The organism is Oribacterium sinus (genome assembly GCF_014202695.1).
GTDB classification, from domain to species: domain Bacteria; phylum Bacillota; class Clostridia; order Lachnospirales; family Lachnospiraceae; genus Oribacterium; species Oribacterium sinus.
The window spans coordinates 109,515-129,910 of record NZ_JACHHH010000006.1 but is presented as its reverse complement, the minus strand read 5'-3'; the positions used below and the strand labels follow the sequence as shown (position 1 = coordinate 129,910).

Below are 20,396 nucleotides of genomic sequence, written 5' to 3'. Positions count from 1 at the left end.
GAGAAACGCAGTTTTTCGCTTAGTATCCGCTTCGTGGCGAAGCTAGCGAGAGCGTGCCTCGTTTCAGGCCTATATTGATTAGAAAATTATTTTGATTTTTAAAACTTTTTTTATTTAAGGAATATCTTCGAGAGAATTTCAGACTTATCCAACAGCGGAAAAATCATCCAATCCCAATTTTTCTTGTAATATAGGGGTAAAGTGATATAATTATCCTGTATTTTAGGCAAAAAGTGGGAGGATTATGAGAAAATATATTTCTTTTCTTTTCCTTTTTCTTCTTACCTTCAGCTTATTAAGTTCCTGTAAGACTCCGGAGCCTTTACAGTACAATGTAAACAAAACCCCGGAGCTGAAACAGTACGAATCTGAATTACAAGCGGAATCTTTGTATAAAGAATCCCTGGCACAGGAAAGCTTGTTGGCTAAGGAAAAGGCGGAAGAGGAGGAGAAAGCAAAAGAGGCCTTGATTTGGAAGAAAAAAGATATTCAGAAGGACAGGGTAAAGGTAAAGGGAATTTATATTACAGACCTTACCGCAGGTTCTCCAAAAATGGAGGATATCTTATCGAAAATGAAGGATACTGAGCTGAATGCTTTAGTCATTGATATTAAAAATGATAACGGACAAATCGTATATCAGATGAATAATGGCGGACAGCAGGAGTTTTATAATACGACGAATATCGTTAAAGACTTACCGGCATTGCTAAAAAAATGCCATGACCAGGGACTGTATTTAATTGCTCGTTTAGTTTGCTTTCGCGACCCTGCCATGGGAGAAGTTCATCCGGAATGGATGAATCAGAAGGCGGATGGAAGCTTATTTAAAGATAATAGCGGGATGACCTGGATTAATCCTTATAAAAAAGATTATTGGGATTATATTGCTTCTGTGGCGGAACGTTGTGCTGATGACGGATTTGATGAAATTCAGTTGGATTACGTTCGATTTTGTACAGAGAAGGGTATGAAGGAAGTGCAGTACCCGGAAGAAGCAGAGACTAATAAAACCCAAATTATTACAGAATTTGTACAGTATATGTCAGATCGTTTAGCGAATAAACAAGTCTTTTTTTCTACGGATGTTTTTGGAACCATTATAGGTTCCTATGTGGACAGTACCGCTGTTGGACAGGATTATTCGGATATGGCAGCTTCCGTGGACTATATGTGTCCTATGATTTATCCCTCTCACTATGGAGACGGAAATTTCGGTATAGAACATCCGGATACGGATCCCTACAAAACGATTTACTCTGCTTTAAGGTCATCTCAGAAGGAACTGGCTTTGGTGAAAAGTGGAGACAACTATCAGGCAACGGTTCGTCCCTGGCTACAGGGCTTTACCGCATCCTATCTACAGCATTATATTCCTTATGAAAAGGAACAATTCCGGGCACAAATTCAGGCTGTATACGATAGCGGATATGATGAATGGCTGTTTTGGAATGCGGGAAGTAATTATGATTTTTCCTATTTCTATACCAAGGAAGAGGGAGCATCGGTACAATCCGAAGCTAAGACGGATCAGGAAGGAAATAATGGATAAGAAAAACTTTGATAAAGAGTTTATTATTGAAGAAGAGTTGAAAAAACTCCCGGCTATGCCGGGAGTTTATTTAATGCATGGCGATATGGATGAAGTGATTTACGTTGGAAAAGCGAAAATTCTGAAAAACAGAGTCAAACAATATTTTCAAAAATCAACGAAAAAATCCGTGAAAATTCAACAGATGGTCGCTCAAATCCGACGTTTTGAATATATTGTTGTGGATTCAGAGATAGAGGCTTTGGTGCTGGAATCCAATCTGATTAAAGAATATAAGCCCCGCTATAACACTCTGTTAAAGGATGACAAAGCCTATCCCTATATTCGATTAAGTGTGGAAGAGCCATATCCCAGGCTTTTTGCCTCCCGTAATAAGAAGATTAAGAGTTCAAAATATTACGGCCCCTACGCTTCTATGGAGCGGGTCAATGAGGTGATTGAGTTACTCAGAAAAACCATGCATATTCGGAATTGTAATAAAGTATTTTCGGAGGATAATCCTTTAGCCCGCCCTTGCATTTACTATGATATGGGACAATGCCTGGGACCTTGTGTTTTAAAGCAGACCAAGGAGGAATATAGAGCCTCCATTCCGAAACTTACAGAGTTTTTATCCGGAAAAACCGAAGCAACCCTTAATGAATTGGAAGAGAAGATGTTGGAAGCATCGGATTGTTTGGACTTTGAAAAAGCTATGGAATTTCGAGATTTGATTCAGGCAATTCAAAGTTTACAAAACAAACAAAAGATTACTGCTTTGGACGGTGAGGACAGGGACATTATAGGATTACGAAGAGACCACAGTGACTGTATCGTGCAGATTTTCTTCGTTCGTGACGGAAAAATTATTGGCAGAGATCACCAGTTTTTGCGAATCGACGAAGAACAAAGTGATGGAGAAATCTTAGCCAGCTTTTTACAACAGTTTTATAACGGTACACCTTTTATTCCGAAGGAAATCCATTTACCCGTTGAGCTTCCGGATCAAAAGATTTTGGAAGAATGGTTAAGCTATGTGAAGGGAAAGAAGGTTTATATTCTGGTTCCCAAGCAGGGAGATAAAGAGAAGCTGGTGGAGCTGGCAGGAAAGAATGCAGGCATTTTGATGCTTCGCTATGTAGAAAAATACAGAATGGAGGAAAAGAAGCGAAAAGAAGCTTTGGAGGAACTGAAAAATGCCTGTGGGCTTCCGGATATTCCTAAAAGAATCGAATCCTATGACATTTCCAATACCTCCGGTGCTCTAACGGTAGGCTCTATGGTGGTTTATCAGGATGGAAAAGAAAAGCCCAACGAATATAGAAAATTTAGAATACAAAGTATAGTAGGACAGGATGATTACGGAGCGATGAAGGAGATGCTCAGTCGCCGCTTTTCTCACGGCTTAAAGGAGCAGGAGGAAAATAAGGCCGGAGGAAAAGAAAATCATCTGGGCCGTTTTTCGCAATTTCCCGATTTGATTTTAATGGATGGAGGCAAGGGACAGGTCAGTATTTGTGAATCAGTACTGGATAGTCTGGGAATCTCCATTCCTGTTTGCGGAATGGTTAAGGATGAGCATCATCGTACCAGAGCATTGTTGGTTGGAAATCAAGAATACCCCTTATCGGAAAGAAGTGAATGCTTTAAACTTCTTACCAGAATTCAGGATGAGGTACATCGCTTTGCCATTAGCTATCATCGCTCCTTACGAGGAAAAGAGCAGATCCATTCTCTTCTGGAGGATATTCCGGGAATCGGTCCGGTGAGAAGAAAAGCATTGATGAGAAAATTTAGAGACTTGGAAGGCGTGGCTAAAGCCGATTTCGAAGAGCTGCTTTCCTGTCCGGGAATGGATGAAAAAAGCGCCCAATCGGTATTGCATTTTTTTAAGAACAGAAATAGAATGGACGATGAAATAGTCTAAATTAATTCTTACGAAATTGCCAGATATTCCCAGTGTTTTAGCGCTTTTTCTTGCTTTTTGCCAAGCTAAAGAAATAGCAAGGATTTATATCGTATGATAATAAATACTTGTAAAAACCGAATTTTCGCCGTAATATTACTAAAGAATTAACAATCTTTTGTAGAGGAAGGATGAGTAACACTTTATCGTGTCAGGCGATAATAATCCATAATATCAGTAAGTTGAAGAAGGAGATGGGAAAAGTGGTTAAAACAATTTTACTCAGACAGCACATCGGTGCACCTGCTACACCGGTCGTAAAAGTAGGGGATTCCGTTAAAAGAGGAAGCTTGCTTGCCGCACCGGAGAAACTTGGCGCCAATGTGCATTCCAGTGTGGATGGTGTGGTAAAAGAAATTACCGAGGAGGCGGTCATCGTCGAGGCTTCCGAAAAGCAGAGCGATGATTACGTAAAGATTGAGGGCGAGAATACTCTTGACTTGATTAAAGCCGCAGGAATTGTGGGAATGGGCGGTGCAGGATTCCCTACAGCTGTGAAGTTGAATATCGACTTGAAGGGCGGATATATTCTGGTGAATGCAGCGGAGTGTGAACCTTTGCTGGAGCATAACATGAAGCAGATTATGGAACAGCCTGAAAAAACCATGCGGGGTATTGATTACTGTATGAAGGTGACCAATGCTGCTAAGGGTGTAATCGCCATTAAAAAGAAGCATGAGGAAGAAATTAAAGTTCTTCTTTCTTTACAGGACAAATTCCCGAATATTTCCATTCATCTACTACCGGATATCTACCCGATGGGAGAAGAAAGAGCTGTTGTTCGTGAGGTTCTTGGTAAATTACTTCCTCCCACTTCCCTTCCTTCAGAAGCTGACTCCGTTGTTATTAACGTAGAGACCTGTCTTCGCATAGCAGAGGCAATTGAGGATAAGAAGCCTTGCTTCTTAAAGAATATTTCCGTTGGCGGAAAGCTAAAGAAGGGAACTAAGACTCAGGTCTTTATGGATGTTCCTGTAGGCACTACCGTAGGTGAGCTTATCGAGATGGCCGGCGGTATTGACGGGGAATACGGAGAAATCGTTTTAGGAGGTCCTTTCACCGGACATGCTGTTGATCTTTCTACACCGATTACCAAAACCAGCGGTGGAATCCTGGTTACAGAACCCTTTAAGGATTTAAAGGGAGCAAAGATGGGTATTCTTCTTTGTGCCTGTGGCGGAAATCTGGAGAGAATGGAAGATTTGTGCAAGAAGTACAATGCCGTGGTTACGGATGTACAGGCTTGTAAGCAGGCTGAAGATGTTCGAGGAACACTGAAGTGCCAGAACCCCGGAAACTGCCCCGGACAGGCACAGAAGATTTTACACTTCAAGAATGCAGGATGTACCGATGTCATTATCGGAAACTGTAGTGACTGTACCAACACGGTTATGGGATCTGCACCGAAGATGAATCTGAATGTTCATCATCAGACTGATCATATCTTTGAAACCGTGGGTATGGAGCCTATGCGTTACTTAACCAAGTCCAAGGTTGTAGAGCAGCTACCGGTAGATGATAAGGGTCGCCAGCTTCCTTTCCCGAAGGAAGAGGAAAAGACAGAGCAGGCAGTGGAGCAGGAATTCAGCTTTTCTACCATGCTGGATGATGGATTATTCCATATCCATGTGGAGGAAGGCCAAGATATTCATATAGAATTTTCATAAGAAAGGAAGCAAAATATGTCTATTTCAGCAGAGTATGCAGAAGAGCACAAGAGCAGTCCGGCGGTGTTATGCTGTAGGGCTGAGGAGGGAGTAGTTCTCTCCAGCCACAACTTGGAGGATCCTGAAATCTTTGATGATTTGGTAGATCAGGGATTGTTGAAGTTGGATGGTTGTTTAACCATTGGCGATGTTTTAGGGGCTAAGCTTTTAAAGACCTGTGATTCTCTCACACCTCTTACAAAAGATTTAGTAGCGCTTGCCGATAAGCCTGCAGAGGCAGCTAAAGAAGAGGCTCCGGCAGTAGTAGCCCCGGCAGCTTCAGTAGGAGCAGTAGCAGCACCTGCCTTAGGAGGAAGCTTGAAGATTCACATTGGTGAAGGTAAGGGAATCGACATTCAGATTCCTGTAGGTGCTTTAGGCGGCACATCCGGCGTTCCTGTAGTATCTAATGCAGCACAGGCTGTAGCAGGTAATGCAGGTGTTGCAGCTCCCGGAGCGGTTGCTACAGATGAGGAAGTGGTAGTTCGCAGTCTTACCAGAAAGCACTTCAAGATTACTGAAGTTAAGAGAGGTCCTGAAACCAAGTTAGAGGGTACCGTTCTTACCATTCGCGAAGGCATTGAAAAGGAATGTGTTGATTCTCAGAAGCTTGTAGTGGATCTGAAGATTGATATCATTACTCCGGATCAATATCATACCTACTCCAACACCATCATGGATGTTCAGCCTATCGCAACCAAAGAGGGTGATGATGAAGTTGGAACCGGAACAACCCGTGTATTAGACGGCGTTGTTATGGTGGTTTCCGGAACTGATGAGAATGGTGTTCAGATTGGTGAGTTCGGATCCTCCGAAGGATACCTTGATGAGAATATTATGTGGGGACGTCCCGGTTGTCCTGACAAGGGAGATATCTTCATTAAGACCAATGTAACCATCAAAGAGAAGACTAACATGGAGCGTCCGGGACCATTGGCTGCTCACACAGCAACTGACTTAATCACCGATGAAATTCGTAAGGTATTAAAGAAGGCTGATGAGAGCTTGGTTGTTGATACTGAGACCTTTAACCAGGTAAGAAGACCGGGTAAGAAGAAGGTTGTTATCGTTAAGGAAATCATGGGACAGGGAGCGATGCATGATAACTTACTCCTTCCTGTTGAGCCTGTTGGTGTACTTGGTGCTAAGCCTAACGTTGATATCGGAAACGTTCCGGTAGTAGTTTCTCCATTAGAGATTCTTGATGGATGTATCCATGCATTAACCTGTATCGGACCTGCATCTAAGGAGATGTCTCGTCACTACTGGAGAGAGCCGTTGGTATTAGAGGTTCTTCATGATCATGAAGTGGATTTAACCGGTGTTGTATTGGTTGGATCTCCACAGATTAACGCTGAGAAGTTCTATGTATCCCGTCGTGTAGGTATGACCTTAGAGGCTATCGGACCGGATGGTGCATTTGTAACCACTGAGGGATTCGGAAACAACCACATTGACTTTGCTTCTCACATCGAGCAGATCGGTAAGAGAGGAATCAAGGTTGTAGGTATGTCCTTCTGTGCTAACCAGGGTGCTCTGGTTGTAGGTAACAAGTACATGACCAGCATGGTAGATAACAACAAATCTGAAGGCGGAATTGAGAACGAGATTCTTGCTAACAACACCCTTTGTACTGAGGACGCTATCCGTGCATTAAGCATGTTGAAGGCTGAGATGGCAGGCGAAGAGGTGAAGAAGGCTGAACGTAAGTGGAATCCAAACGTAAAGACCCAGAACATTGAGTTGGTTTCCAATGTTACCGGAAAGCCCATTGAGCTTGTTGAGAATGAAACTTCTCTTCCAATGAGTGATAAGTTCAAAGAGAAGTACATGAACGCATAATTATGGCTAAATACACAGATAAGATTATTTACATGGAAGGCATTATCGTGGAGGTTCATGATGGTGCCGTGGGGATTGACTTAAAAGGTCGTTTGGGCTTTTTAAAAATTCCCATGCGGATGCTCATTTCCGATTATGAAATTAAAGTCGGTCAGGAGGTTGGTTTCAATATGAGTTTTATTGAGCAATTAAGTCCGGATGTAAATGAAAAATACATTAGTAATATTCAAAAGCGCCAAGAGCCGTAGAATAATTACATAAAAAATTTATGAAAGGAGAAAGACATGGGTAATACTGTAGTAAAAGGGATGCAGTCTGAAATCTTCGTACCTGTTACTCCTCCACCTGTATGGGCTCCTGTCACAAAGCCGTTAAAGGATATGGTTATTGCCATTGCAACGGCCGCAGGTGTGCACCATAAAGATGACAAGCGTTTTAACCTGGCTGGTGATTTTACCTTTAGAGTTATCAAGGATACAATGCCTTCTAGCGAACTAATGGTATCACATGGTGGTTACGATAACGGTGACGTTAACAAAGATATCAACTGTATGTTCCCAATTGATCGTCTTCATGAGTTGGCTAAAGATGGTGTAATTAAGGGGGTAGCTCCTGTACACTTCGGATTCATGGGCGGTGGTGGAAACCAGGAAAAGTTCAAAAACGAGACAGGTCCTGAAATTGCCAGACAGCTGAAAGAGGAGGGCGTAGACGCCGTAATCCTCACCGCTGGCTGAGGAACTTGCCATCGTTCTGCCGTGCTTGTGCAGAGAGCTATTGAGGCCGCAGGAATTCCTACAATTATCATTGCTGCGTTACCTCCTGTCGTAAGACAGACCGGTTCCCCCAGAGCAGTTGCTCCTCTCGTTCCGATGGGTGCAAATGCCGGAGAGCCAAACAACAGAGAAATGCAATACAATATCGTAAAGGATACCTTAGAGCAGCTTGAGGAAATCGAGTCTGCCGGTAAGATTGTTCCTTTGCCATATGAATACGTTGCGAAGGTATAATGCCAAGAAATGGAAGCATGATCTTCATGCTTCCATTTTTTTCTAAAATTTCCTTGGAGGATAGAATGAGTGAAGAAAGAGTATTGAGACAGTTAGCGATTAAAGCTTTTCATGTTCGTGCTGTTTCAGAGGGAGAGAAAGTCTCCTTAAAAAAAGAGGAAAATAAAGAATATAGCTTGGTGATTAATCCCAATCGTTTAAAGGACTTCGCTAAGCAGGAAGAGCTGATTGAAGATTGCAGTCTAAAAATCATTCATAAAAATGAAAGACACATTCCCATTAATTCTATTATGGATATAATGCCTATTTCTACCAAAGTATTGGGTAAAATAGGAGAAGGAATTAGCCATACTTTAACCGGAGTGTATGTAATCCTTACTGCTACGGATACGGAAGGAAATTATGTCTCCGCTTTTGGTAATTCCGACGGATTTTTAGATGAGCAGGTGGTATTTGGCCGTGCCGGGACTCCGGGACCTGAGGATATCATCATTCTAATGGATGTGGTATTACAAGCGAAGGCCGGATATTCCAGACCGGGGCCTGATGCCTGCCATAGACTATGTGATCATTTCTGTCAGGAAATTCGCGAAGTATTGAAGAAAACCAATGGTTCCTTCTGTACGGAGCGTCATGATTTTAAGGATGTAGAACGTCCGGGTAAGGATAAAGTGGTTTTGGTGAAGATGGTTTCCGGTCAAGGAGCTATGTATGATACCAGATTTCTTCCGGATGAACCTTCCGGATTTATAGGATCTCATTCAATTATTGATATTACCGGTGCGCCGATGATTATTTCTCCCAATGAATATCGTGATGGCGCTATTCGAGCATTATATTAAGAGGAGGAGCTTATGGGAATTGGACCATCAACCAAAGAAACCACCTTGCATCATTTTCGTGACCCTCTGGTAGAAGAGCTTTGCGATGATACTGACTTGGACTTTGTAGGTATTATAATTGCCGGAATTCCACAGGATAACGTTAATAAACTTTTTACCGGTAGTCGTGTAGGTGCCTGGGCTGAAGCCCTTCGTGTAAAAGGGGCAATTGTCAGTGAGGACAGCTGGGGAAACAGCAACGTGGATTTTGCTCAAGCCATTGAAGAAATCGGTAAAAGAGATATTGCGGTTGTAGGAGTTTCCTTTGTGGGAACCCAGGGTGCCTTTGTGGTTACGAATCAATATATGAACACTATTGTGGATTTTAACAAGAGTGAAGAAGGCATTGAAACCAACGTTGTCGGAGAAAATAATATCGTTGCTCAAGATGCAAAGAAGGCAAAGGCACTTTTGAAGCTGAAAATGAGGGCAGTGAAAAGATAATCGCCTTGTAAGAACATATGAAGATCTATAAAAAGAGGATGTAAATCAAAATAATTTTCTAATTAATATAAGTCTGAAATCAGGGCAAGCTCTCGTTAGCTTAATCCTATGTATTGAAGGACTATATTAATTATAAAAATGCGCTCTAATGCAGTATAGGTCTATAATTGGGGCACGCTCCCGCTAACCTCGCCTTCGTAACAGTACTAACTTCAAGCTTCGCCTTGCTCGCTTTCAGTAAGTACTGACGGGCTCAGATTGCCCCTATTATAGACCTATACTGCATTATTCGCTTCATTTATTGATTTTCACAGTTCTTCACTTCGCCGGATTTTGGCAAGTATCGGGCTTAGACTACCCCATATTCAGACCTATATTGCCGAAAATTTCTTTATTATTTTGATTATTTACTGCCTTTTAGAATAAATTCCCAATGGAACATAGAAAGTTCCTATGGGGATTTTTCTTTTTCCCTTTTTTAAGCATTCTATCGATTTTCCAATGATTATCTTGTATGATAAACAGGTATCATAAAGACATGTATAAAAGATATCGGAAGCAGATACAAATGGATATTATATTACAGTAGAAAGATTTAGTAAAAAACTGATTAACTTATATTCGGAACAAAGTTTTTGGAAATGCTATGGAGTGAATTAACTTATGGAGAGTACGCAGAATCTTGATTTTCACCAATCCTTCAAAGTAGAAAAGCCTGAGGAAAAGAAAGAATCGAAGCATCTGATTATCGGAACTGCAGGGCATATTGATCATGGAAAAACCGCCTTAATTAAGGCATTAACCGGATATGATGCGGATCGACTGGAAGAAGAAAAAAAGAGAGGTATGACCATTGAGCTGGGCTTTACCTCATTATCTCTTCCGGACGGGCAGAAAATTGGAATCGTTGATACTCCCGGACATGAAAAATTTGTAAAAACCATGGTAGCCGGAGCTGTGGGAATGGATTTGGTTATGGTGGTTATCTCCGCCAAGGAAGGGATTATGCCCCAAACCAGAGAGCATCTAAGCATTCTGTCTCTTCTTGGAATCAAGAATTTTATTATCTGTCTAACTATGATTGATCTTGTTTCTCCGGAAGAAGTGGAACAAAGAAAAATGGAAATTACCGAGTATCTGGAGAAGCAATTTTCTTTTACCGTACCGATTTTTCCCCTTTCTTCTTTTAGCAAAGAAGGGATTCCGGATTTAATAAAATATCTATCTACTTTACATGAATTTATTCAAGGGAAGCCGGAACAAGGAATTTTCAGAATGTTTGTGGATCGGGTGTTTTCCATTGCCGGGGCAGGAACCGTTCTTACCGGAACGGCAATGTCCGGAAGAATAGAGTTAAAAAAAGAGTATGCCCTCTATCCGAAGAATTTACCGATAAAAGTCAGAAATCTTCAGGTTCATGGCAAAGACAGTGACTTTGCGGTGGGCGGAGAGAGAGTTGCCGTGAATTTATCCTCAATAGATAAGTCTCTTTGTCAAAAAGGAGATGTGCTGGCGGAGAAGGACTTACTTTATCCCAGTTCTTTATTGGATTGCAGAGTTCAAGTAGACAATGCCTTAGAACAATCCATAAAAAACAACAGAAAGCTGGAACTTCTTTTAGGGACAAGACATGTGCTCTGCAAGCTTGTCTGCTTGGAGGGGGAGGAAATCCCCAATAAGAGCTCAGCCTTGGTTCAGTTGCAGTGTGAAGAGCCTGTTGTAGCCTTAAGCGGAGACCGATTTATTCTAAGAGACGAATCCCAAAAGCTAAGCATTGGCGGGGGAAAAGTGATAGATCCTTTACCAAGGGGGAGGCATAGAAGAGGGCGTTTTCAAACGGAACGACTGAGAAGCCTGGAAGATGCGGATGAAGGAAGTTTGCTTCAGAATTTTTTTCACAAGAAAAAAGGCATTTTTTTGGCTCTCTCCGCTATTCGAAAAGCTTTTCCCGGATATGGCAATATCGAAAATGCCTTAAGAGATAAGGAAGAAAAGGGAGAACTTATCAGCATCCTTTTGCAAGGAGAAAAGTATCTGATTCCCGGGGAAGATTTGGAAGAGAAGGAAAAGCAAATTCAATACTATATGAAGGATTTTTATCAAAGAAATCCTTATAAAATTGGAGAAAAAACATCGGTATTGTACAGTCGTTTTTTTAGCTCTTACAACAGAAACATTTATAAAGCACTTCTGGAATATTGGCGTGAAAAGGAAATTTTCAGAATATCTCATGATATTCTAGCCATAAAAGATTATAAGATGAAAAAGGATGAAAAATACACCAATATTGCCAATACCTTGATTACTCTAATGCAAAAGTCTAAATTTTCTTTCCCGAAAATTACGGAGCCCTTATGGAGCAAGGAGGAAGAAAAAATCCTGTTGGATATCGTTGCTTGTTTGGAAGAGAAGGGAACCCTGGTGCAACTGGAAGGGGAATATTATACTTTGGGTAATTTATTTTCCAAGTTAAAAGAATTTACTTTGGAAAAATTACAGAGCAAGGGAGAAATCACTGTAGAGGACTTGAGAGAAGAATTTTCCTTATCCAGAAAAAACAGTAAACTATTTTTTAAAGCTTGTGATCGATTGCATATTACCAAGGACAACGGCTTTGAAAGTGCAAGGAAGCCCTATCCTAAGCTTGACGAGACAGAGTAGGGGTTATAAAATGGCATTCGTTATCATAGAAAGTTCGAGGTGAAAAAATGGCTAGATATAATCATGCTGCCGTAGAGAAGAAGTGGCAGGAATTTTGGGAGAAAAATCCCATTAACCCAAAGGACGAGAAGAAAGAAAAATACTATTGCTTAGATATGTTCCCTTATCCCTCCGGTTCCGGACTGCATGTAGGACACTGGAGAGGCTACGTGATTTCCGATGCTTGGTCACGTTATCAGGTCATTAAGGGAAAGTATGTGATTCATCCCATGGGCTGGGATGCCTTCGGCTTGCCTGCTGAAAACTATGCCATTAAGATGGGAATTCATCCTTCTATCACCACAAAGAAAAATGTGGAGAACATTAAGCGACAGTTACAGCAGATTAATGCCATTTACGATTGGGATATGGAAGTGAATACTACTGATCCCAACTTCTATAAGTGGACCCAGTGGATTTTTGTGAAAATGTTTGAGAAGGGACTGGCTTATGAAAAGGAGTTCCCTATTAACTGGTGTCCAAGCTGTAAAACAGGACTTGCCAATGAGGAAGTAGTGGATGGTAAGTGTGAACGTTGCGGTACGGCAGTTACCAAGAAGAATTTAAGACAGTGGATGCTGAAGATTACCGAATATGCAGATCGCTTATTGGATGATTTGCAGGAATTGGATTGGCCGGAAAAGGTTAAGAAGATGCAGGCAGAGTGGATTGGTCGTTCCTACGGAGCGGAGGTGGACTTTGCCTTAGAGGGAAGAGAAGATAAGATTACTGTTTTCACCACAAGACCTGACACGCTTTACGGAGCCACCTTCCTTGTTCTTGCACCGGAGCATCCTATGGTTCAGAAGATTTGTACGGATGCCCAAAGAGAAAAGGTAGAAGCATATATTTCCATGGCAGCCAATAAGTCCAACGTGGAAAGAATGGCGGTGAATGACAAGGATAAAACCGGAGAGTTTACCGGAGCCTATGCCATTAATCCTTTAAACGGGGAGAAGTGTGCTATTTGGATTTCCGACTATGTATTGGCAGATCACGGAACCGGAGCCATTATGTGTGTACCTGCTCATGATGCCAGGGACTTTGCTTTTGCCAAGAAGTTTGACCTTCCCATTGTTCAGGTTATTTCCAAGGACGGGAAGGAAGAGGTATTGGAAGAGGCATATACAGAAGCCTCCGGTATTATGATTAACTCCGGAGAATGGAATGGAAGAGAGTCCTCCGAATTAAAGGTGGAAGCGGCTAATGAAGTGGAGAAAAGAGGCTTCGGCCGGAAGACCGTAAGCTTTAAGCTCAGAGACTGGGTTTTCTCCAGACAAAGATACTGGGGAGAGCCGATTCCTATCGTACATTGTGAGAAATGCGGAAATGTAGCGGTACCGGTGGAAGAGCTTCCTTTAAAGCTGCCTGAGGTAGAAAACTATGAGCCTACCGGAACGGGAGAATCTCCCTTGGCCGGCATTACTGACTGGGTAAACTGCACTTGTCCAAAGTGTGGAGGTCCGGCAAAGCGGGAGACTAATACAATGCCTCAGTGGGCAGGATCTTCCTGGTATTTCTTGCGTTATGTTGATAATCATGATGACAAGGCTTTGGTCAGCAGAGAGAAGGCTGATAAATATTTGCCGGTGGATATGTATATCGGAGGCGTGGAGCATGCAGTATTACACCTTCTGTATTCCCGTTTCTGGACCAAATTCCTCTATGATATCGGTGTGGTAGGATTTAAGGAGCCCTTTGTAAAGCTCTTTAATCAGGGAATGATTTTAGGACAAAACGGTATTAAGATGTCCAAGTCCATGGGAAATGTAGTTTCTCCCGATGATCTGGTTAGGGATTACGGTTGTGATGCTCTTAGACTTTATGAGCTTTTTGTAGGTCCTCCCGAGTTGGATGCGGAATGGGATGACAGAGGAATTGATGGAGTTTATCGTTTCCTGAATCGTTTCTATAATCTTGTGGAAGAATCCAAGGATAAGAACATCAGTCCTACAAAAGAAATGATTCGTGTACGGCATAACTTAATTCATGATATTCAGCTTCGTTTTGACAGCTTCAACTTAAATACTGTTGTTTCCGGCTTTATGGAGTACAATAACAGCCTCTTGGATCTGGCAAAGAAAGAAGGGGGCGTAGATTTGGAAACCCTTCGCAGCTTCTCCGTGCTTTTGGCTCCATTTGCTCCCCATATTGCAGAGGAGTGTTATCATTTGGCAAAGGGAGAAGGCAGTGTATTTGCCGCCGGCTGGCCTGAGTACGATGATAAAGCTATGGAGGCGGATGAAATTAAGCTTCCTTTACAGGTAAACGGAAAAGTAAAGGCGGTACTGGAGCTTCCCAAGGATTTAAGCAAAGAAGAAATTCTTGCTAAGGCTAAGGAATGTTTAGGGGATAAGTTGGGCGGCACTCTCGTAAAGGAAGTGTATATTCCCGGAAAAATCGTGAACTTTGTTGTCAAATAACAGAAGAATTTTTCTTACATTTTTGTAAAGCCCTATAGATTTTTTTTAGGATTCTTTTCTATACAAATGAAAAGATTATGGTATGATAAAAAGGTGCTGTGTTTCAGCACCTTTTATTCTTGAAGAATATCGCCTGCAAAATGAGCGGTATCTTCTTATGAGCCGATGGTATAGGCAAAGCCTGTCCTATCCGGATTATCAGTTAATAAACATATACAAAGGATGGAATATGATAGCCAGCGAAAGAAGATTATCTCAAGGAATCAGTAGAGCAAAGGGTGGTTCAAGAAGCAGAAGTGCCCAGTACAGCTATGGCGATAAAGGGGCACGTAGTGGACGAAGTAATGGTAGAAGCGGTGGACGACGCCCCAAGAACAATGGTCATCTTCCTATCATTATAGCCGCAGTAGCCCTGTTCGGAAGTGCAGCTGCAGTCTTTGCTTTAAGCCGGAATGCCGGCTTTTTTCATGAAGCGGAGACCACTGCTACGGAAACGGAGTACATAGATCCCAATGCAATTCATGAGGATTTGTATTTGGATTATTCCGCCTTTAAACCGGGAGCGGAGCTTTTAAATCTAAAGGGAATGACCAAGGAGCAGGTAATTGATGTCTTGAAGAAATCTTACACTTGGCATCTTGTGGTAAAAAACGCCAATCCTAATATTGATTATTTTTCCATGCCGGAATTTCCAAAGGCGGAAGACAATAAAAGCGAAGACGGTATTGATGATCAAGGAACGGAGGAAGTGGTAAAGGTTAAGAATACCCTTTCCGATGTAACCATTCGTCCCAATAAGAGTGACTATGAAATTCCGGATATCTTATCCGACAGCATTACAGATTTTGTAGACCAGATTTATACCAAGTATCAGGAAGAGAAGGCTTCGGAAAGCAGTACGGAGGAGAGCTCCACAGAGAAGAAAAAGAAGAAGAAAAAGGCGGAAGAAACCACTGCGGAAAGTTCAACTGCCATTCAGGCGGATTATATTCTGCAGCTTCCCGATTTTAGCGATAAAATTAAAGACTATGTGAATCAGCTTGCGATTGTTTGGAAGATGGCTCCGAAAAATGGAGACATTACCAAGTACAATAAATCTACCGGAGAATTTGAATTTGGCGGCAGCAAGGACGGTTATGCCATTAATGTGGATGCTACCGCGCAGGATATTCTGAACGCCCTGAACAATAAAGAATTTTCCTCCGAGATTAGTACTGAGGGAGAGAAGGTTCCCGCATCCACCGCATCCATTAAGGATCAGTATAAGATTATTGCCAGCTTTACCACCAAAACTACTTCCAATGAACTGAGAAATACCAATGTTCGTCTTGCGGCAGAGGCGGTAAACGGTACTGTTCTTCAGCCCGGAGAGGAGTTTTCCTTTAACGGTGTAGTAGGGCAGAGAACTGCAGAAAAGGGCTATAAGGCGGCTGCGGCTTATAATCAGGGAGAAGTTGTAGAAGAGGTAGGAGGAGGAATCTGCCAGATTTCTTCCACTCTATACAATGCGGTATTCCGCTCCGGATTAACCACGACCTATCGCAGATCCCACACCTTTGCCCCTAACTATGTAACTCCGGGTACGGATGCTACGGTATCTTGGCCCGGACCGGATTTTAAGTTTGTGAATGATTCCAAGCATGCCATCGGTATTCGTGCCTGGTATTCCAACCAAACCGCTACAGTACAGATCTACGGAATTCCTGTACTTCCCAGCGGAGTGAAGTGGGAATTGGAATCCGAGAAGATTAAAGACCTTCCCGTTCCGGCAGTGCAGGTAATTACTCCACAGCAGGGTAAGGAGAGCAACGGTTCCGCCGGTTCCGAATGGCAGGCCTATAAGATTATTACTAAGGACGGCAAGACTGAGAAGGTAAAAGATCATTATGTCAGCTATAAGGGACATACTCCTAAGAAGTACAGTGCAAATGCAGTAGAAAGCAGTAGTGCAGCGGAAAGCACGGCAGCAAGCAGTGCGGCAAGCACGGAAAGTAAGGCTTCAGAGACCAAGGCACAGGAGAGTAAAACCCAGAGTACCACAAAGACTTCTGAGAATCCTGTTGTTTCCAATGACGGACCTGTAGGGAATAACAGTGTTCCCACTACGGAAGCGGATGTTATTTCCGGCGGTCCCGGAACCTAAGGTTTACGGCAGCTTTGAATTTTTTGGCAATTGTCAAGGAATTCAAGGCTGCTTTTTTCTTTAAAAAGCGAAAAAATAGCTATTGTACTAAATCAAAAACGGTAAGCGTTTTCCTTGATTTTAGCATGGGGATAGATTAGTATTCCCTTGTATGATTTCCCTAAAAGGGGAAAGGTAGAGGTTTTGTTTATTTCAGTTTAGGAGGAAACTTATGGCAAGAAAAATGAAGACCATGGACGGTAATCAGGCTGCTGCTCATGCGTCCTATGCGTTCTCAGAGGTCGCTGCGATTTTCCCAATTACTCCTTCTTCCGTTATGCCTGAGCATATGGATGAGTGGGCAACAGAGGGAAGACAGAATATTTTAGGGGAGACTGTTCAGGTTACTGAGATGCAGTCTGAGGCAGGTGCTGCAGGTGCTGTGCATGGTGCTTTAGCTGCCGGCGCTTTAACTACTACATTTACAGCATCTCAGGGTCTTTTATTGATGATTCCTGATATTTATAAGGTTGCCGGAGAGCAGCTTCCCGGTGTATTTGATGTTTCTGCAAGAGCTGTTGCCAGCCACGCCCTTTCCATCTTCGGTGATCACTCCGACGTTATGGCTTGTCGTCAGACCGGTGCCGCTTTACTTTGTGAGTCTTCCGTTCAGGAAGTTATGGACTTAACTCCTGTAGCTCACCTTGCAGCATTAAAGGGACGTATTCCTTTCATCAACTTCTTTGACGGATTCCGTACTTCCCATGAGATTCAGAAGATTGAAGAGTGGGATTACGAAGACTTGAAGGATATGGTGGATTGGGAGTATGTAGATGCATTCCGTCAGAACGCATTAAACCCGAATCACCCTGTAGAGAGAGGTTCCGCTCAGAACCCTGATATTTTCTTCCAGGCAAGAGAGGCTTCCAACCCTTATTATGATGCACTTCCTGCTATCGTTCAGGAGTACATGGACAAGGTTAATAAGAAGATCGGAACCAATTATCAGCTCTTTAACTACTATGGAGCTCCGGATGCAGAGCACGTAATTATTGCTATGGGTTCTGTAAACGAGACCATTGAAGAGACCATCGATTATTTGGCTGAGAAGGAAGGCAGAAAGCTTGGACTTATCAAGGTTAGACTGTATCGTCCATTTGCTGTTGACGCTTTCTTAAAGGCTATTCCAAAGACAGTAAAGACTATTTCCGTATTGGACCGTACAAAGGAGCCCGGATCTATCGGTGAACCTTTATACTTAGACGTTGTAGCTGCTCTTTCCACCAGCGAGTTTAAGAATGTAACCGTTCTTTCCGGACGTTACGGCTTAGGTTCCAAGGATACTACTCCTGCACAGATCGTAGCTGTATACAACAATACCGATAAGAAGAGATTTACCATCGGTATCAACGATGATGTAACTCACCTTTCCTTACAGGAAGGACCATCCATCGTTACCACTCCAAAGGGAACTGTAAACTGTAAGTTCTGGGGACTGGGAGCAGACGGTACTGTTGGTGCGAATAAGAACTCCATCAAGATTATCGGAGATAACACAGATAAGTACGCACAGGCTTACTTTGATTATGACTCCAAGAAGTCCGGCGGTGTTACCATGTCTCACCTTCGTTTTGGAGATCAGCCGATTAAGTCCACATACCTGATTAAGAGAGCTAACTTCGTAGCTTGTCACAATCCTTCCTACATGACCAAGTTCAACATGGTTCAGGAGCTTGTAGACGGCGGAACCTTCTTATTGAACTGTACTTGGTCCAAGGATGAGGTGGAGAATCACATCCCCGGACAGGTTAAGAAGTATATGGCTGACCACAATATCAAGTTCTACATCATCAACGGTGTTAAGATTGGTATTGAGACAGGAATGGGACCAACCCGTATCAACACCATCCTTCAGTCCGCATTCTTTACTTTAACCGGAATCATCCCTAAGGAGCAGGCTAACAAGTTAATGAAGGATGCCGCTCAGAAGACCTACGGTCGTAAGGGTGAGGACGTTGTAAAGAAGAACTGGGCAGCTATCGATGCCGGTGCAAATGCCTTCGAAGAAGTAGAAGTAAAGAAGGAATGGAGCAACTGTGCCGATGAGGGACTTGAGTTCAAGACCAAGACGGCCGGAAGAAAGGATGTTTTGGATTTCGTAAACAATATCCAGAACTATGTTTCCGCACAGGAAGGAAACAATCTTCCCGTTTCCGCATTTGCTGATTATGTAGACGGTTCTACTCCTGTAGGATCTGCTGCTTATGAGAAGCGTGGTATTGCCGTAAACGTTCCTGCATGGAACCCTGATAACTGTATCCAGTGTAACTTCTGTTCTTATGTATGTCCTCACGCAGCAATTCGTGCATTTGCATACACCGAGGATGAGGCAGCTAAGGCTCCGGAAGCAGATCAGCAGAAGGCTATGAACGGAATGCCTAACTACAAGTTCGGTATTAAGGTTTCCGTATTAGACTGTGTTGGTTGCGGATCCTGCGCAAACGTTTGTCCCGGAATGAAGGGCGAGAAGGCTCTTGTAATGTCCCCAATCGAGGATAACCTGGATCGCCAGAAGTACTTCGATTACGCTGTTGAGCTTCCTGAGAAGCAGGAAGTTATTGCGAAGTTTAAGGAGACTACCGTTAAGGGATCTCAGTTTAAGAAGCCACTCTTCGAGTTCTCCGGCGCATGTCCCGGATGTGGAGAGACTCCTTATGCGAAGTTAATTACCCAGCTCTTCGGAGAGAGAATGTACATCAGTAACGCAACCGGATGTTCTTCTATCTGGGGTAACTCTTCTCCATCCACTCCTTACACCGTAAATGCTAAGGGACAGGGTCCTGCATGGGATAACTCTCTCTTTGAGGATAATGCGGAGTTTGGATACGGAATGCTTTTGGCACAGAATGCTATCCGTGACAGATTAAAGAAGCAGGTTGAGAAGCTTGTAGAAGAAAATAAGGATGCCGCTCTTGTAGAGGCAGCTAAGGAATATTTGGATACCTTCTCCATCGGTGCTACAAACGGAACAGCTACAGATAAGTTAGTGGCAGCATTGTCCGGTAAGACAGATGCGGTTGCTGTAGATTTATTAAAGAACAAAGACTTCCTTTCCAAGAAGAGCCAGTGGATCTTCGGTGGAGACGGTTGGGCTTATGATATCGGTTTCGGTGGACTTGACCACGTTCTTGCTTCCGGTAAGGACATCAACGTAATGGTATTCGATACCGAGGTTTACTCCAACACAGGTGGACAGTCTTCCAAGGCTACTCCTACCGGTGCAGTAGCACAGTTTGCTGCCGGCGGTAAGGAGACTAAGAAGAAGGATCTTGCAGGAATTGCTATGTCCTACGGCTATGTATATGTAGCACATATTGCTATGGGTGCTGATATGGCCCAGACTGTTAAGGCAATTTCCGAGGCTGAGGCTTATCCGGGACCATCCTTAATCATCGCTTATTCTCCATGTATCAACCATGGTATTAAGAAGGGCATGGCTAAGGCACAGACAGAAGAGAAGCTGGCTGTAGAGGCCGGATATTGGAACAACTTCATTTACAACCCACTTGGTGGAGACAAGAAGTTTACCTTGAATTCCAAGGAGCCTAACTTCGAATCTTATCAGGAATTCTTAAAGGGCGAAGTTCGTTACTTATCTCTTTCCCTTAAGAATCCGGAGCGCGCAAAGGCTTTAGATCTGCAGAACGAGCAGGAAGCTAGAGAGCGTTATGAGAAGCTGAAGAAGATGGTTGATCTGTACAATAACTAATG

The 20,396-nt window shown here is 42.9% G+C and carries 12 protein-coding genes; all 12 read left to right on the top strand.

Annotation, left to right across the window (positions count from 1 at the left end; all coding sequences use genetic code 11):
* Window positions 1-244: 244 nt before the first annotated feature.
* The 12 genes from HNQ46_RS06985 (at window position 245) to nifJ (ending at window position 20,394) form a co-directional block, all read left to right on the top strand.
* The gene (locus HNQ46_RS06985) at window positions 245-1,552 is read left to right on the top strand and encodes a putative glycoside hydrolase (protein ID WP_183684049.1); all 1,308 of its coding nucleotides are present in this window, start codon (window positions 245-247) and stop codon (window positions 1,550-1,552) included.
* Window positions 1,545-3,458: an excinuclease ABC subunit UvrC gene (uvrC, locus tag HNQ46_RS06980; protein WP_183684048.1), complete on the top strand. Its 1,914-nt coding sequence runs from the start codon at window positions 1,545-1,547 to the stop codon at window positions 3,456-3,458. The genes HNQ46_RS06985 and uvrC overlap by 8 nt, the downstream gene beginning before the upstream one ends.
* A 233-nt stretch (window positions 3,459-3,691) precedes the next feature.
* Entirely contained in the window at window positions 3,692-5,164 is a 1,473-nt protein-coding gene (gene prdC / locus HNQ46_RS06975; protein WP_183684090.1) for a proline reductase-associated electron transfer protein PrdC, read from the top strand.
* Between the two features lie 15 nt (window positions 5,165-5,179).
* Entirely contained in the window at window positions 5,180-7,045 is a 1,866-nt protein-coding gene (gene prdA, locus HNQ46_RS06970) for a D-proline reductase (dithiol) proprotein PrdA (RefSeq protein ID WP_183684047.1), read from the top strand.
* Between the two features lie 2 nt (window positions 7,046-7,047).
* Entirely contained in the window at window positions 7,048-7,293 is a 246-nt protein-coding gene (locus HNQ46_RS06965) for a CBO2463/CBO2479 domain-containing protein (RefSeq protein ID WP_007156068.1), read from the top strand.
* Between the two features lie 36 nt (window positions 7,294-7,329).
* Window positions 7,330-8,055 carry a D-proline reductase (dithiol) protein PrdB gene (gene prdB, locus HNQ46_RS06960; protein ID WP_083793702.1) on the top strand — a complete coding sequence of 242 codons (726 nt, stop codon included), beginning with the start codon at window positions 7,330-7,332 and terminating at the stop codon, window positions 8,053-8,055.
* Window positions 8,056-8,120: 65 nt separating this feature from the next.
* A complete protein-coding gene (gene prdD, locus HNQ46_RS06955; protein ID WP_243155876.1) occupies window positions 8,121-8,897 on the top strand; it encodes a proline reductase cluster protein PrdD in 777 nt (258 codons plus the stop codon).
* Between the two features lie 12 nt (window positions 8,898-8,909).
* Entirely contained in the window at window positions 8,910-9,380 is a 471-nt protein-coding gene (locus tag HNQ46_RS06950) for a glycine/sarcosine/betaine reductase component B subunit (protein ID WP_183684046.1), read from the top strand.
* A 663-nt stretch (window positions 9,381-10,043) separates the two neighbouring features.
* Window positions 10,044-12,041 (top strand): selenocysteine-specific translation elongation factor, encoded by a 1,998-nt coding sequence (gene selB, locus HNQ46_RS06945; protein WP_183684045.1) that lies wholly within the window; start codon window positions 10,044-10,046, stop codon window positions 12,039-12,041.
* A gap of 47 nt (window positions 12,042-12,088) precedes the next feature.
* Complete coding sequence (gene leuS / locus HNQ46_RS06940) at window positions 12,089-14,503, top strand: leucine--tRNA ligase (protein WP_183684044.1); 2,415 nt, start codon at window positions 12,089-12,091, stop codon at window positions 14,501-14,503.
* 229 nt (window positions 14,504-14,732) lie between these two features.
* Window positions 14,733-16,646 carry a VanW family protein gene (locus HNQ46_RS06935; protein WP_183684043.1) on the top strand — a complete coding sequence of 638 codons (1,914 nt, stop codon included), beginning with the start codon at window positions 14,733-14,735 and terminating at the stop codon, window positions 16,644-16,646.
* A gap of 211 nt (window positions 16,647-16,857) precedes the next feature.
* Window positions 16,858-20,394 carry a pyruvate:ferredoxin (flavodoxin) oxidoreductase gene (nifJ, locus tag HNQ46_RS06930; protein ID WP_183684042.1) on the top strand — a complete coding sequence of 1,179 codons (3,537 nt, stop codon included), beginning with the start codon at window positions 16,858-16,860 and terminating at the stop codon, window positions 20,392-20,394.
* Window positions 20,395-20,396: the final 2 nt, after the last annotated feature.

Excerpts from the sequence above, each read along its gene's own strand:
- HNQ46_RS06985 (WP_183684049.1), top strand. The coding sequence starts at position 245 with ATGAGAAAATATATTTCTTTTCTTTTCCTTTTTCTTCTTACCTTCAGC.
- uvrC (WP_183684048.1), top strand. The coding sequence starts at position 1,545 with ATGGATAAGAAAAACTTTGATAAAGAGTTTATTATTGAAGAAGAGTTG.
- prdC (WP_183684090.1), top strand. The coding sequence starts at position 3,692 with ATGGGAAAAGTGGTTAAAACAATTTTACTCAGACAGCACATCGGTGCA.
- prdA (WP_183684047.1), top strand. The coding sequence starts at position 5,180 with ATGTCTATTTCAGCAGAGTATGCAGAAGAGCACAAGAGCAGTCCGGCG.
- HNQ46_RS06965 (WP_007156068.1), top strand. The coding sequence starts at position 7,048 with ATGGCTAAATACACAGATAAGATTATTTACATGGAAGGCATTATCGTG.
- prdD (WP_243155876.1), top strand. The coding sequence starts at position 8,121 with ATGAGTGAAGAAAGAGTATTGAGACAGTTAGCGATTAAAGCTTTTCAT.
- HNQ46_RS06950 (WP_183684046.1), top strand. The coding sequence starts at position 8,910 with ATGGGAATTGGACCATCAACCAAAGAAACCACCTTGCATCATTTTCGT.
- selB (WP_183684045.1), top strand. The coding sequence starts at position 10,044 with ATGGAGAGTACGCAGAATCTTGATTTTCACCAATCCTTCAAAGTAGAA.
- leuS (WP_183684044.1), top strand. The coding sequence starts at position 12,089 with ATGGCTAGATATAATCATGCTGCCGTAGAGAAGAAGTGGCAGGAATTT.
- HNQ46_RS06935 (WP_183684043.1), top strand. The coding sequence starts at position 14,733 with ATGATAGCCAGCGAAAGAAGATTATCTCAAGGAATCAGTAGAGCAAAG.
- nifJ (WP_183684042.1), top strand. The coding sequence starts at position 16,858 with ATGGCAAGAAAAATGAAGACCATGGACGGTAATCAGGCTGCTGCTCAT.